Genomic DNA, 13,231 nt, shown 5'->3' with positions numbered 1-13,231 from the left:
TCACGATCCCAAAGGTTAAAGCCTCAATGTCGACCTTCAAAACCCGATTTTTTCAAGCCCAGAGCGGGCTCTGAAAAATCGTAAATATTGATCTCTATGCTTTTATAAAAACATGGGATAGCCTGCCAATAGTTGCCCCAATGCAGGCGTTTTTCCATGAAGACACGGATTTCACGGCCAAAGGCCCTGTTTTTTACCCTGATGGAAAACCTCTCGCTGTTTGAAGAGGTCATCGACGCTGCGCTGGAATCCGGTCAAACCCGCATCGGCCTGTGGGGCGCGTATTTCCTGGCGGACGCGCAGCGGTTTTTTAACCACTGGCTGCGCTGGCCATGGCGGCGCGCCGACGCAGAACGCGTTCCCACGCCGCTGCCGGATGTCCTGCGTCAGATGATCGCCGTCCTGCAATGCCCGCTGTCGGCCTTGTCCCCCGACACGGACGCGCACGGACAGAATCAGACGAACATCCGCCCGGCGCCGTCGCCTGTTGCGTCCAAAAACGCGGAGCGGGTCGGGAGCGCGTGGCGGATGCCGCCCCCGCCCCCGTTTCCGCGGAAATTTCTGCTGGCCTTCGCGCGGCGGCGTCTCCTCGAGCTGGCGGGAGAGGAGGCCCTCGCCGCGCTGCCGCCAGCGCAATCGATGCGGCCTTTCCAATGGCAGACGCCAGCCGATTCAGACAGGGGGCCATCGCGCGCGCCGCAGGCGGGCGTCAGACAGGCGCCAGCGTCGATGACAGTTCCCGCAGCAATCCCCGCCACAATCCCTGCGAAAAAATCAGCCGGAAAATCCGACAGAAAGCCTGACGCCGGGCCTGCGGGCGGGAGCGCGGGAGCAACGCCCCCTCCCGACCATTGGCGCGATCCGTATTTGGGATGGGGGCGCCCTCAGCGGTATCGCCCCCGCAATACAAGCCCGATCGGGCAACGGGGCCGCGAGCCGCCCTAGCGACGGGAATTTTTCGCGCGCGCGCAGGCGAGATTGACAATCGCGCCGCCCGCCGCCACAATCGCAAGATGACGCTCCCGATTGCATGTGATTTACTCAAAACCCCGCTCCACGACGCCCACCTGCGCGCCGGGGCCAAACTGGTTCCGTTTGCGGGCTGGGCCATGCCATTGCAGTTTTCCCGGGTCATGGAAGAGCATCGCGCCGTCCGCGAGCGCGCCGGTCTGTTTGACATCTCGCACATGGGCCTGGCCTGCGTGCGTGCCGATGACTGGGAGCGCGCGCGTCTAGCGCTGGAGCCGCTTGTCCCGCGAGATTTATCCCGCCTGACGCCGGGCAAAGCCGTTTACACGCAGTTTCTCAACGACGCCGGGGGCATTCTGGACGATATCATCGTCTATCGTCTGGCCGAGCGCGAGGCGCGCTTTGACGCCGCGGCGCTCATCATCTGCAACGCCGCCAACGCGCAAGCGGATCTGGCGTGGATGCGCCGTCATCTGCCTTCTGGCGTCGAGGCCGCGCTGACCACCGAATACGCGCTGCTGGCCCTGCAAGGTCCGCAATTTGCCAGTGTTCTGGCGGCGCTGGGCGTCTCCGCCGAGCGCCTGCCGCCGCGATTTCACAGCGCCTGGGTCGAAATTCCCGGACAAGAAGCAGGGCCGCTGCGATCGCCCCTGTCTGTCTGGCTCAGCCGCACCGGCTACACCGGAGAAGACGGCGTCGAGATAGCTGTCGCCCATGAGCGGGCGGCTAATCTCTGGCAAGCCCTGCTGCAAGCGGGCGAAGCCATTGAAATGCTACCCGTGGGACTGGCAGCGCGCGACACGCTGCGACTCGAAGCCGCCCTGCCGCTGCATGGACAGGACATTACGCCGGAAGACACGCCGCTGGAAGCGGGTCTAGGCTGGTCGTTGTCGCTGGATAAACCCATCGCATTTATCGGGCGTGAAGCCCTCAGACGGCAACAGGAAAAGGGGCTTGCCAGAAATCTTTACTGCCTTAAACTGTTGAAGAAGACGATTGCCCGTCCTCACGACGCGCTGCTGAAAGCGGGCGAGGCGGTAGGCGCGGTCACCAGCGGTTCGATTTCTCCAACGCTGAATGAACCGATCGCGATGGGCTATCTTCAAGCAGGCGCCGTCAGCGGCCCGGGCGACGCCGTAGAGGCGCAGATCCGGGGCCAACGCGCGCCCGCCGTGATCGTCCCGCGACCCTTTTACCGAGCAACGCAGCAGAGGTGAGACAGCAGAGCATGGGAACCTATATGAAAGGCCTGATTCCCGAAGAGGCGCGACTCATTGAAACGCACGAATACGTGCTGGTATTTGACGAAGAAGATCGCGCGCGCGTGGGCATCAGCCACTACGCCGCCGAAGCGCTGGGCGACGTGGTGTACGTCGAACTGCCCGAAATCGGCCAGACGCTGGCCAAAGGCGATTCGCTGGGCTCGATTGAGTCGGTCAAGGCTGCCTCAGACCTTTATATGCCGGTCAGCGGCGAAGTCGTGGCCGTCAACAGCCAACTGGAAGACGAGCCCAATCTGGTCAACGACGACTGCTACGGCGACGGCTGGATGCTGGAAATCAAGCTCGATCGCGCCGAGGAGATTCAGGCCCTGATGACGCCCGAGCAGTACATGAAGTTTCTCGAAGAGAGCCAGGCCTAAGGCGCGCTGATTCTCGCTCCCGCCCCTCTGTCTGTGGAGATTGCTCGCCGTGTCCTCCTCTTCCGCCGCCGCTAAATCCGCCAGCAAGCCAAAATCCGCCGTTCAGGCCGCGATCGGCGTTGATATCGGCGGAACTAAAATCTGTTCGGCCGTCGTCACGTCTCAGTTCGCCGATAATCCGCGCCTGAGCAATGTCCAGATGACGGCCACCCCGCAAAACGCCGAGCTGTTTCTCGAAGCCATCGAGACCATGGCCGAAGAGCTGCGCCGCCTGCACCCGCAGGCCGTCATCGGCGGTATCGGCATTTCTACCGCAGGCGCCGTCAACAGCCGCGCAGGCGAAATCGTCGGCTCGATTGGCAATCTGCCCTTCCTGTCAGAAATCCCCCAGCTCAAACGCATTCTGGAAGAGCGCATCGGGCTACCCGTGTGCGTCGAAAACGACGCCAACGCCGCGGCCTACGCCGAATACCGCGTGGGCGCCGGCCGCGGCTTTGACCCGGTGATGATGGCCACGCTGGGCACCGGCGTCGGCGGCGGCTTTGTCAGCCAGGGCAAGATCTACAGCGGCAGCCGCTTCTTTGCCATGGAAGTCGGCCACATCTGCATTGAGAAAGACCGTCTGCGCCAATGTACGTGCGGGCGCTGGGGCTGCTGGGAAGCCTTCGCGTCAGGCACCGGCCTGCGCAAGACGATTCACGAGACGCTCCTCAACGACGAACGCGCCAAAGGCTCTCGCCTGCTATCGATGGACAAGGAGATCGAGTCCATTGGCAATCACGACCTGATGGACGCCTTCGCCAAGGGCGACGTCGCCGCGCGGCTCATCGTCGATATCTGGCATCAGGATATCGCCACCGGCCTGGGCAGCGTCATCAACGTACTCGACCCCGACGTCGTGGTGATTGGCGGCGGCCTCTGCCGCTTCGTCGACTTCGACAAACTCGCCCAACTCACCTCCCAGCGCAGCATGCGCGAAGGCACGCCGATCAAGCGCGCCACCCTCGACAACCATGCGGGCGTGGTCGGCGCCGCCTATCTGGCCATGGAAAGCCTTTAGGCCTGCGGCGCCTCTGCGGCAACCGGGGCGCCGGGCGCCAGCAGGCCGCGCAGCAGCAAGTCGAGCGACACGGCCAGCGTCGCCTCGTACTCGGGCGAGTCGCAAAACCCATGGCGCAGGCGAATGCCGTCGAGCGCTCCCAGAATGAATTCCGCAACGAGCCTCGGTTCTTGAGCGCGGATTTCGCCGCGCGCGCGCGCTTCTTGCAGGCAGTTTTCCAGCGGATCGATGAGATAGCGCCGCAAGGCCCCGCGAACGCTCAACAGGTGAAAGTCATCCAGATGCTCCACCGCATCGCGCATCAGGCATGACAAGGTGATTCCGCCCGGCCGCGCCGCGCATCGCAGCAGAAGCGCCAGCTTGCCCGAGAAGGGCGCGTCGGCGGACAGCGTAGGGGCGGTTTGCTCGTACAGGCGGGCCATCAGGTTAATCATCACCAGGGCAAAGAGGTTCTCTTTGTCCACAAAGTAGTGATACAGCGTCGGCTTGGTGATATTCACCCCCTGGGTAATCTCGCTGATAGACACCCCGGCATAGCCGTGCTGCAGAAACAGGCGCGCAGCCTCTTCCAGAATCAGCTCGCGGGTGGAGGCCCCCGCCGGCTGATCGCACTGGCGCGGGCGGCCCACGCGACGACTATACTTGTCCGGTTGCGATGACGACTCCATCGCCCTGCCTCGTTCCTGTCTGTACCCCCGCCAGCGGCGTCCCCTTCGTTATTGTAGCCTGAGAGGCGCTGCGGGCGGATCCCCCATGGAATGAAGCCCCGGGCGACGCCCGGAGCGACCGCCAGAGCGGCCTGCCGAATGAGCCGCGACTTGCGGGGGGCTCATCCCATCGAGCGAGGCGAGAGCGACGCTGCGCGTGAAAACGCCCTGCTCTGGATCCCCTCAGGGCCCCGCCTGCTTTCCCGGAAAACCGACAACGCCCGCTCCAGAACTGGAAGGCGGGCGTTGTCGGCGCGCGATGGCGAGTCGCGAAGTTCGGAGAGGGAGGGATTCGAACCCTCGATGGAGTTTTAAGCCCCATAACTCCTTAGCAGGGAGCCGCTTTCGACCACTCAGCCACCTCTCCTTGGGAAGGCGACGCCCGGCAAGGGCGCCCGAGCGGATCCCCCCTTTCATATAATGCGGGCGCGGGGAAGTCAATCCGCCGCTGAAACTCGCGCAAGCGCCGCCCGGCAAACGCCTTGCGCCGATCCCGCAGCCAGCGGCGCGCGCCTTGACCCGCCTGTCTCCTTGGCCTATACTGCCCGCGCAACGGGTTCTCTCAGGCCCCGCCCGCGCGGTTTACGGCGCGCACGTTCCCCAAAAGTCCAGACCCAACAGAAAAGGCAAAGCGAGATGGCCAACGTCATTGTGGTAGGCGCTCAGTGGGGCGACGAGGGTAAAGCCAAGATTGTCGACCTGCTGGCCGAGCGCGCCGACGTCGTTGTCCGCTGCCAGGGCGGCTGCAACGCAGGCCACACGGTGCAATACAACGGCGAGACCTTCAAGTTTCATTTGATTCCTTCTGGCCTGCTGTATCCGGGCAAGCGCTGCGTCATTGGCTCCGGGACCGTCATCGACCCGCAGGCCCTGCTGGCCGAAATCGGCGAGATGTCCGCCAAAGGCTACGCCACCGACGGCCTCAAGATTAGCGACCGCGCGCATGTCACCCTGCCGTGTCATATTGCGCTGGATAAGGCGCTGGAAGCCTCGCGCGACGGCGGCAAAATCGGGACAACGGGGCGCGGCATCGGCCCCACCTACATGGACAAGGTGGGACGCCTCGGCGTCCGCATCGGCGACCTGTACGAAAGCGATGAGATTCTCAACGAGCGCCTGAGCCGTCTGCTGCAAATCATGCGCCCGCTGCTGGCAAGTCTTTCTCCGGGCGAGAATCTGGACGCGTACAGCGTCGAAGCCATGATGGCCTTCTGTCGCGCCTATGCCGAGCCGCTGGCGCCCTATGTCGTCGACGCCGTGGCGCTTCTTGCCGACACGCTGGCCGCCCCCGAGCGCGACATCCTGTTTGAAGGCGCGCAAGGGGCGCTGCTTGATATTGATTACGGGACATATCCATTCGTCACGAGTTCCAATGCCACAGCAGGCGGGGCCTGTACGGGTTCTGGCGTCGGTCCCACCCGCATCGATCGGGTGATTGGCGTCATGAAGGCCTACGTCACCCGCGTGGGAGAAGGCCCTTTCCCCACCGAGCTGAACGACGAGCGGGGCGGGCGCCTGCAACAGGTCGGCCAGGAATTTGGCGCGACCACCGGACGGGTTCGGCGCTGCGGCTGGTTTGACGCTGTCATCGCGCGCTTTAGCGCTCAGGTGAACGGGCTCGACGGGCTGGCCATCACCAAGCTGGACGTACTGGACGGGTTCGACGAAGTGAGCATCTGCGTCGGCTACCGAAACCGGCTCAGCGGCGAAATGACGTCGCAATTTCCCTCGCGTCTCAGCGCGCTGGCGGCAATGGAGCCGGTGTACGAAACGATGCCCGGCTGGCGCGCGCCGGTGCGGGGCGCAGTTTCGCTGGACGCCCTGCCTATCGAGGCCCGGCGCTATCTCGACCGCCTGAGCGAGCTGAGCGGCGTCCCGGTGGCTATCTTAAGCACAGGGCCCGGACGCGAAGAAACCATCGTTCTGGATGACCCGATGCGCGGACAATCCACCCGCCAGCGTCCGAAAATCACGTGCGCCTAGCGCCTTGACGCGGATGCCGGATTTGAGGGGCGGGTGGTCTTCCGGCAGGGTTTCGGGTAAAATGGACGCCCATGCGCGGCAACGCGCGCGCGTCGGCCGGGCCGTCCCCCTTTCGGCGCCTCTGGGCAATTGATCGCCCGCTGCGGGTTTTGCCTATAGCAAGCGTGAATTCGCCCCGTCCGTTCTCACTGGCAAGCGCCGGGTGATCGGCGCCCAGCCCCCCTCTTCTTCCGACTGGTCTTCCCGGTTTTCTTCCCGGTTTCCCCTTTTGGCCCCCTTTTTGGAGTCCCCTCGACAGGAGCGCCCGCTTTTCATGGACATGACGCCCCATCTTGACGCCCTGAAGGCGTTTCGCCTTAACAAACGCCTGATGCTCAGCCTCTCGCTGGCGTTGAGTCTGGGGGCGGCCGTCTCAACGGCGCCCGTCTTCTCGCAAGCCCTCGATACCGCTGACGACACGGACGCTTCGGCGCCTCAGGCGGGAGAGCCCACCCCCCTGTCGGATTTCGCTCCCGATGAAGTGCGCCCGGCCCGCGACAAGCGCTATGACCAGGGTCTGACGATCACCAAAGTCACAATTGACGGCAACCGGCTGGTGCAGAGCGAAGCCATCAAGGACGTGATGGCGATCCGGCCCGGCGCCCTGTATAACAAAGGCAACCTGCAAGGCGATCTCAAGCGCATTTACGACATGGGCTACTTCACCGACAAGATTCGCGCCGTGCCCATCGCCACCAATAACGGCATTCTGCTGAAAATCGAAGTCGAGGAGAATGCGCCGGTCACCGGGGTCAACATTCAGGGCAACACGCTGATTACCGACAGCGAGCTTCAGGGCGTTTTCGCCGGTCAGACGGGGATGCCGCAAAACGTCGGCCAGCTCAACGAGAGCGTCCAGAAGATTGAGCAGCTCTACGCCAGCAAGGGCTACGTGCTGGCGCGCGTCAAAGGCCTGGTCGACGACCCGGACGGCGTCATTAACCTGAATATCACCGAAGGCAAAATCAACGATATCCGCTTTGTGGGCAACCGCAAAACCAAGCAGTTCGTGCTGGATCGCATGCTTACCACCAAAAAGGGCGCGGTCTATAACGAGAAAGTCGTCAGCGAGGATCTCAAACGCCTCTTCTCCACGCAATCGTTCTCGGACGTGCGCCGCGTACTCACCGCCTCGCCAGACGACCCCGAACAGTACGACCTGACCATCGAACTGGATGAAAAGAAGACCGGCGCCATCTCCGTGGGCGGCGGTCTGGATACTGGCACTGGCGTTTTCGGCTCCGTGGGCTACAACGACCCGAACTTCCTGGGTCGCGGCCAGAATTTCAGCAGCATGGCCGCCGTCGGTACCGGGATTATCGGGCGCGGCGACAGTCTGGCCAGCGCGCGCACCTATCAGTTTGACGTGTCGTGGTCGTCTCCCAGCCTGTTTAACAGCAGTAACGCCCTGGAAGTCGCCGCTTACGGGCGTGACATGGCCAGCGTCAACATCCCGCTGGGGATTGAGCGGCGCATTGGCACAGGCGTCACGTGGTCGCGGCCTTTGAAGTCGCTCGATCACATGGCCATGAGTCTGGGTCTGGGCGGCGAGCGCGTCAGCCTGCGCGAAGGCGGCGACAATTCGAGCCTGGACGATCTGGGCATCCTGCGATCCGCGCGCTCCGGTCAACTGGAAGGCGGGACCTTCCTCAGCGTCACGCCGACGCTGGCTTACGACTCGCGCAACAACCGCTTCAACCCCACCCAGGGGATGCTGAACACCCTGTCGATGACGGGCGCCTACGGCTTGAGCGGCGCGTCTTACGGCACGGTGTCCACCAACCTGCGCAAGTACTTCAAGCTGCGTGAAGGCGTTACCTTGGCGCTGAACGCCCAAGGCGGCTCCAACCTGATTGGCGATATCCCCGAGTTCAATATGTTCCGCGTCGGCGGATCATACTCGGTTCGCGGCTTCCGCGAAGGCGGCCTTGGTATTGGCAATGGCTTCCTGCTCGGCAGCGCAGAAGTTCGCAGCAAAGTGCCGCTGTTTGGGCCTTTGAAGAAAGTACCGTTTCTGGAAACCCTCAGCACAGCGCTATTCGTAGACGGCGGCCGGGTACTGGATCAGGCGGACCTGATCAGCAGCGGAGATTTTGCGCAGAAGGGCTTTGGAGCCTCTGTGGGCGCGGGCTTGCGCATCAACCTGCCGGGTCTGGGCCCGATTCGGGTGGATTACGCGATTCCCATCGCTGGCGGAACCAGCAAGTACACTCAACGCTTCAACTTCGGCATCGGCCAGAAATTCTAGTCGCCGCGGCTTCGTCCCGCGTTTAGCCGAGAGCGGGAACAATAAACGTCATTCCAGGTCTGAGCGTCATGAAACGCTCGTACAGAGAGCATGTTGCAGTTAATCAGGAGTATCGCCCCCATGAATCGAATCCGTCTCACCGCCCTGTCGCTGGCCGCCACGCTGTTGCTGGCGCCTGCCGTCGCCATGGCGGACGCTGTTGGCTATGTGGATCTCGAAAAGGTCGCCGGCGGCTATGACAAAGCCCAGTCATTTTCGGCTGACGTCAAGGTGAAAGAAGCCGAACTGCGCAAAATGCAGGCCGACTTCGTCAAGCAAATCGAGGACGCCCGCAAGAGCGCCCCGAAAAACCCGGTAACGGGCAATCAGCTTGAAAAGGACCTCAACGACAAACTCAGCGCCAAGGTTCGCGAGTACCGCGATTGGGCCTCCACCCGCCAGAAAGAAATCGATCAGGCGCTGGAGACCTCGATCAAGGCCGCAGCCAAGGCCCGCAGCGTCGACGTCGTCCTGCCGCGCCAGGCCGTTCTTAACGGCGGCGTGGACCTGACGGCCGACGTGCTGAGCAAGCTCAACGCGATGCCGTAGTCATCGTCCCGCCCCGCCCGCGCGCGGGGGTTCTCTCTTTCACTGGCAAGCGTCCGCTCTGTATCTGGAGCGGGCGCTTGTTATTTGATAACCCTTGCCAGCCTGATTTACGCGTCTTCAGAAGCGTTGAACAGGCCTTCCTGAACCGCTTTGACCGCCGCCTGGGTGCGGTCATCGACGGCCAGCTTCTGGATGATGTTACAGACGTGCGACTTCACCGTATGGATGGTGATATCGAGCTCGCGGGCGATCTCTTTGTTGCTGCGGCCCATCACCAGCAGATTAAGGACTTCTTTTTCGCGGAAGGTCAGGTCGGTATTGTACTTCTTACGGTTAAGACGAGCTTCGCCATTAGGCGCGCCGTTTTCGCCGCGCGCATCGGGCAGGGCCTGTCGCACGATGCGCGCAATGGCCGGATCGAGCCAGAGGGCGCCGCTCATCACCATGCTCATGACGTCGTGGAGCAGCTCGACGCCGATGTCTTTCATACAGTAGGCGTCGGCTCCGGCAGCCAGCGAGGCCAGCACCTGTTCGCGATCGCTGTGCGAGGTGAGCATGATGATTTTCACCTCGGGGAAGTCATGGCGCATGCGCCGTGTGGCCGTGATGCCGTCCATCACCGGCATGCCGATGTCCATCAGCGCGATATCGATATGCTTTTGGCGGCAGACGTCCAGCGCCTGTTCGCCGTTTTCGGCCTCGGCGACCACTTCGACGCCCTTGCTTCGCAGTGAGAGCATCAGGCCGTGGCGCACCAGCTCGTGATCTTCGACAAGCATCACGCGCATCACGGCGCTGGGAGGGAGATCGCCCGCCTCATCGGCGCGCGGGCCGGCGAGGCGGCGCGGAAGCTCTTGCGGAATAATCGTCATGGGCGATTTCCTCCTTGCGTCGGCCCGTTTCGGGGCAGCGTCACTACAAATTCAGCGCCGCAAGCGGCTTTCTCATTGAGGGCGATCTCCCCGCCGTGCAACGAGACTATCATCTTGCAGATATACAGGCCCAAGCCGGAACCAATCTTCTTATGCGCCTGCTGACGGGTGAAGAACTTCTCAAAGAGCTGCGTTCTGGCCTGCTCAGCGACGCCCGGACCGTCATCGCAGAAATACAGGCGAACCGACTCCGGGGTTTGCTCGCCACGCACGAGAATATGCCCCCCTTGCGGCGTATGGCGCAGCGCATTGCCCAGCAGATTGACGCACACGCGCTTGAGCAGCGCCCAGTCGCCGCTAATCTCAAAGCCATCGGCGGGCAGGGCGTGGCTCAGGCGGATGGACTTGGCGGAAGCCATCGAGAACAGCTCGTCGAAGCATTGCTGAATCAGCAGCGGCAGCGAGGTGGGGGCCAGCGACAGCTCGACGACGCCCGCTTCAAACTGATACGCCTCCAGCAGGCGGTTGACCATGGCCAGCAGGTCGCGATTGCTCATCTGCATGGACGTAATGAGGCGAGAGATCTCGTCAGAACTTGCCAACGCATCGCCCGGCGCGTTTTGCAGAAACTCCAGCGCCCGCTGCTGGCCGATGAGCGGCGTTCGCAAGTCGTGCGTCAGCGCCGAGATGAAGGTTTCACGCAGGCGCTCCTCGTCGCGCAGCTCATCCAGCGCGCGTTGTAACTCGTCGTTGGCCTGGCGCAGAGCCGCCGTTTGCTGGGCCACGCGTTGCTCCAGCTGCTCGTTCAGCTCTTCCAGCGCGTCGGAGAGCTTGCGCGATTCGGTGATATCCTGCGCGGTGCCGATAAAGCGGGTCAGGGCGCCGCTGCGATCGACTTCGACTTTGGAAAGCGCCCGCACGGTCCGCTCCGAACCGCTCGGCAGAACGATTCGGGCCTCAATATCGCAGGGCCGCTTAAACAGGAAGACCTCTTCGAAGGCCTTGCGCACGCGATTGCGGTCGCCGGGATGGATGCGATCCAGCAGGCCGGGATACGTAGGCGTGTAGGCGTCGGGGTCTTGCTCGAAGAGGCGATACAGCTCTTTGGACCACCAGATACGGTTTTCGCGCAAATCCCACTCCCAGGCGCCGACGTGGGCGATTTTCTGGGATTCTTCGAGGCGTTCTTCGCTGCGACGCAAGGTCCGCTCGGATCGCTTGCGCTCGGTGACGTCCTGAATATGGCCAATCAGGCGCAGGGGGGCGCCGTGGGCGTCTTTATCGAGACGGGCGAGCGAGCGCACATGGCGAATCGAGCCGTCGTCGCGCCAGATGCGATATTCTTCTTCAAAGGGGGCGTCGCCGGAAAACGAGCGGCTGAGCGCGTGTTTCAGGGCCGGGCGATCGTCTGGAACCACGCGCGACAGCACGCCTTCTGGCGTGGGTAGGAAAGCATGGGGCGAGAGGCCAAAAATCCGGTAGGACTCGTCGGACCACCAGACCGATTGCGCGCGCAGATCCCATTCCCACGCCCCCACCCCGCCCAGGCGCTGGGATTCCAGCAAGCGTTCATGAGTCAGCAGCAAGGCCTGCTCGGCGGCCTTTTCGCCCGAGATGTCGCGCATCGCGCCCGAGATGCCCAGCAGGCGGCCCTGAGCGTCAAAAATCGGCGAATGCGTAATCGCAACCGGGAAGCGCTCGCCGTTTTTACGCATCCGTACGGTTTCGCGCCGTCTCAGGCCTTCGCCTGCGGCAATGCCGCACAGGGTCTCGAATACCTCGTATCGCCGCTCGGGCGGGCTGATGAAGACAATGGATCGCCCCACGCATTCGCGCGCCTCATAGCCAAACATGCGGCACGCGCCCTGATTCCACAGAAAGACGCGGCCTTGCAGGTCAATGCCGATGATGGCGTCTTCGCAGTTCTCCAGCACCGCAGCCAGCAGGTCTTCCGTCAGTTGCGGCGGCGAGCCGTCGAAAACCGCTGCGCGCGCGCGCTCCGCCGCCTTGGTATCAGCGGCTGGGGGAATCAGTCGTAAATCCCCGTTCTCCACGGACGACCCCCTTCTATTCGTTCCTCTTCCAGCGTATGCAATTCTGCGGCCAACGTCAACCCGGCGCCCCTTCCAGAATCCGCCCAAAGAAAAGGCATCCGAAGGCAAACGCCCGCCGGATGCGATTGATCGACGATGGAAGTGGTTTGGTTTATGAGGAAAAAAAACTGGAGATATCAGCCCGCGCGACTCGTTGGAGGCGTCTCTGCTGGCTTAGTAGTTTCTGTCGGGGCTATCGTAAGACCGCTCAGGCCGATCTGCCGACCGATCCAGCGGGCGCTCCAGCGGCAGATAGTCGCGCGAGCCGCTCGACGACGACGCGGCGCCGCTCACCAGCGGCGGCAGACTCATACGACGCGACGAGTCGCCAGCGGTCTGACGCGAGGCGCGCGCGGGGCGAGTCGGAATATTGGCCGGGCGAATGCCGCCCGCGCGCGGTGAAATTGACCCGCCAGAGAGGCCCGAAGCGTTGGCCGTGTTCGACAGGGGCGTCTCGGGGCGCAGGGCCTGCATGGCATCGGCGCGCGACTTGCGCACATACTGCTGACCGTTACGCACCACGCCCTGAAACTCTGCCAACTGACGCTCCAAACTCGACAAGACCGTGTCGGCATAACGCTCAGAACCTTCGCGCAACTGGCGCGCCTCCTCGGCAGCGGTATTCTTGAGGGCGTCCGCTTCTTCAAAGGCCTTACGGCGGTGCGCTTCGAGATCCACCACCACCTGCTGACGCACGCGGTCGGCTTCTTCACGAATCGCGCGCATCAGCTCGGAATCGCTGAGGATCACGTCGGCCTGACGGCGGGCGTCTTCAATCATCTGCTCGGCGCGACGCTGGGCGTCGGCAATCAGCTCTTCGCGGCGCGACAGCACGTGCTGGGCGTGGCGAATCTCCTCGGGCAGGCTTTCACGAATGCGGTCGAGCAGCGGGGCCATCTTGTCGCCGTTGACCACCGTCCACGGCGTAAAGGGTACGCCCATGCCGGACAGAATCAGGTCTTCCATCCGCTCTATCATTTTCGAGAACTTCATCAACGGCCTATCTCCTTGCATTCTGGAACCACGATCG

General features: G+C 63.0%; 11 protein-coding genes and 1 tRNA gene. 7 read left to right on the top strand and 5 right to left on the bottom strand.

The window, feature by feature from the left end; translation table 11 throughout:
• The first annotated feature begins 156 nt into the window (after positions 1-156).
• From IPK79_08185 to IPK79_08170, 4 genes are all read left to right on the top strand, one after another.
• Positions 157-945, top strand: coding sequence for a hypothetical protein (locus tag IPK79_08185; protein MBK8190413.1), 789 nt, complete (start codon positions 157-159; stop codon positions 943-945).
• A gap of 68 nt (positions 946-1,013) precedes the next feature.
• Positions 1,014-2,186 (top strand): glycine cleavage system aminomethyltransferase GcvT, encoded by a 1,173-nt coding sequence (gene gcvT / locus IPK79_08180; protein ID MBK8190412.1) that lies wholly within the window; start codon positions 1,014-1,016, stop codon positions 2,184-2,186.
• Between the two features lie 23 nt (positions 2,187-2,209).
• Positions 2,210-2,611, top strand: a complete 402-nt coding sequence (gene gcvH / locus IPK79_08175; GenBank protein ID MBK8190411.1) for a glycine cleavage system protein GcvH — start codon at positions 2,210-2,212, stop codon at positions 2,609-2,611.
• A 49-nt stretch (positions 2,612-2,660) separates the two neighbouring features.
• The gene (locus IPK79_08170; GenBank protein ID MBK8190410.1) at positions 2,661-3,671 is read left to right on the top strand and encodes an ROK family protein; all 1,011 of its coding nucleotides are present in this window, start codon (positions 2,661-2,663) and stop codon (positions 3,669-3,671) included.
• Here the strand turns inward: IPK79_08170 and IPK79_08165 are convergent.
• Positions 3,668-4,339 (bottom strand): TetR/AcrR family transcriptional regulator, encoded by a 672-nt coding sequence (locus tag IPK79_08165; protein ID MBK8190409.1) that lies wholly within the window; start codon positions 4,337-4,339, stop codon positions 3,668-3,670. The genes IPK79_08170 and IPK79_08165 overlap by 4 nt on opposite strands.
• A 316-nt stretch (positions 4,340-4,655) precedes the next feature.
• Positions 4,656-4,745 (bottom strand) — tRNA-Ser (locus tag IPK79_08160).
• Between the two features lie 269 nt (positions 4,746-5,014).
• Between IPK79_08160 and IPK79_08155 the strand changes: the two genes are divergently transcribed.
• From IPK79_08155 to IPK79_08145, 3 genes are all read left to right on the top strand, one after another.
• Entirely contained in the window at positions 5,015-6,361 is a 1,347-nt protein-coding gene (locus IPK79_08155) for an adenylosuccinate synthase (GenBank protein ID MBK8190408.1), read from the top strand.
• 313 nt (positions 6,362-6,674) lie between these two features.
• Positions 6,675-8,648 (top strand): BamA/TamA family outer membrane protein, encoded by a 1,974-nt coding sequence (locus IPK79_08150; protein ID MBK8190407.1) that lies wholly within the window; start codon positions 6,675-6,677, stop codon positions 8,646-8,648.
• A 120-nt stretch (positions 8,649-8,768) separates the two neighbouring features.
• Positions 8,769-9,236 (top strand): OmpH family outer membrane protein, encoded by a 468-nt coding sequence (locus IPK79_08145; GenBank protein ID MBK8190406.1) that lies wholly within the window; start codon positions 8,769-8,771, stop codon positions 9,234-9,236.
• A 107-nt stretch (positions 9,237-9,343) separates the two neighbouring features.
• Here IPK79_08145 and IPK79_08140 read toward each other — a convergent pair whose 3' ends face one another.
• From IPK79_08140 to IPK79_08130, 3 genes are all read right to left on the bottom strand, one after another.
• Positions 9,344-10,108, bottom strand: coding sequence for a response regulator transcription factor (locus IPK79_08140; protein MBK8190405.1), 765 nt, complete (start codon positions 10,106-10,108; stop codon positions 9,344-9,346).
• Complete coding sequence (locus tag IPK79_08135) at positions 10,105-12,162, bottom strand: PAS domain-containing protein (GenBank protein ID MBK8190404.1); 2,058 nt, start codon at positions 12,160-12,162, stop codon at positions 10,105-10,107. The genes IPK79_08140 and IPK79_08135 overlap by 4 nt, the downstream gene beginning before the upstream one ends.
• Positions 12,163-12,375: 213 nt before the next feature.
• A complete protein-coding gene (locus IPK79_08130) occupies positions 12,376-13,194 on the bottom strand; it encodes an ATP synthase F0 subunit B (GenBank protein MBK8190403.1) in 819 nt (272 codons plus the stop codon).
• Positions 13,195-13,231 lie beyond the last annotated feature (37 nt).

This window comes from Vampirovibrionales bacterium, from assembly GCA_016712355.1.
Lineage (GTDB): Bacteria > Cyanobacteriota > Vampirovibrionia > Vampirovibrionales > Vampirovibrionaceae > JADJRF01.
Note: the sequence above shows the minus strand (reverse complement) of the source record. Positions and strands in the feature narration are given on the sequence as shown.

What these genes read in the sequence shown, in the direction of transcription:
- IPK79_08185 (MBK8190413.1), top strand. Translation starts at nt 157, where the DNA reads ATGAAGACACGGATTTCACGGCCAAAGGCCCTGTTTTTTACCCTGATG.
- gcvT (MBK8190412.1), top strand. Translation starts at nt 1,014, where the DNA reads ATGACGCTCCCGATTGCATGTGATTTACTCAAAACCCCGCTCCACGAC.
- gcvH (MBK8190411.1), top strand. Translation starts at nt 2,210, where the DNA reads ATGAAAGGCCTGATTCCCGAAGAGGCGCGACTCATTGAAACGCACGAA.
- IPK79_08165 (MBK8190409.1), bottom strand. Translation starts at nt 4,339, where the DNA reads ATGGAGTCGTCATCGCAACCGGACAAGTATAGTCGTCGCGTGGGCCGC.
- IPK79_08155 (MBK8190408.1), top strand. Translation starts at nt 5,015, where the DNA reads ATGGCCAACGTCATTGTGGTAGGCGCTCAGTGGGGCGACGAGGGTAAA.
- IPK79_08150 (MBK8190407.1), top strand. Translation starts at nt 6,675, where the DNA reads ATGGACATGACGCCCCATCTTGACGCCCTGAAGGCGTTTCGCCTTAAC.
- IPK79_08145 (MBK8190406.1), top strand. Translation starts at nt 8,769, where the DNA reads ATGAATCGAATCCGTCTCACCGCCCTGTCGCTGGCCGCCACGCTGTTG.
- IPK79_08140 (MBK8190405.1), bottom strand. Translation starts at nt 10,108, where the DNA reads ATGACGATTATTCCGCAAGAGCTTCCGCGCCGCCTCGCCGGCCCGCGC.
- IPK79_08130 (MBK8190403.1), bottom strand. Translation starts at nt 13,194, where the DNA reads ATGAAGTTCTCGAAAATGATAGAGCGGATGGAAGACCTGATTCTGTCC.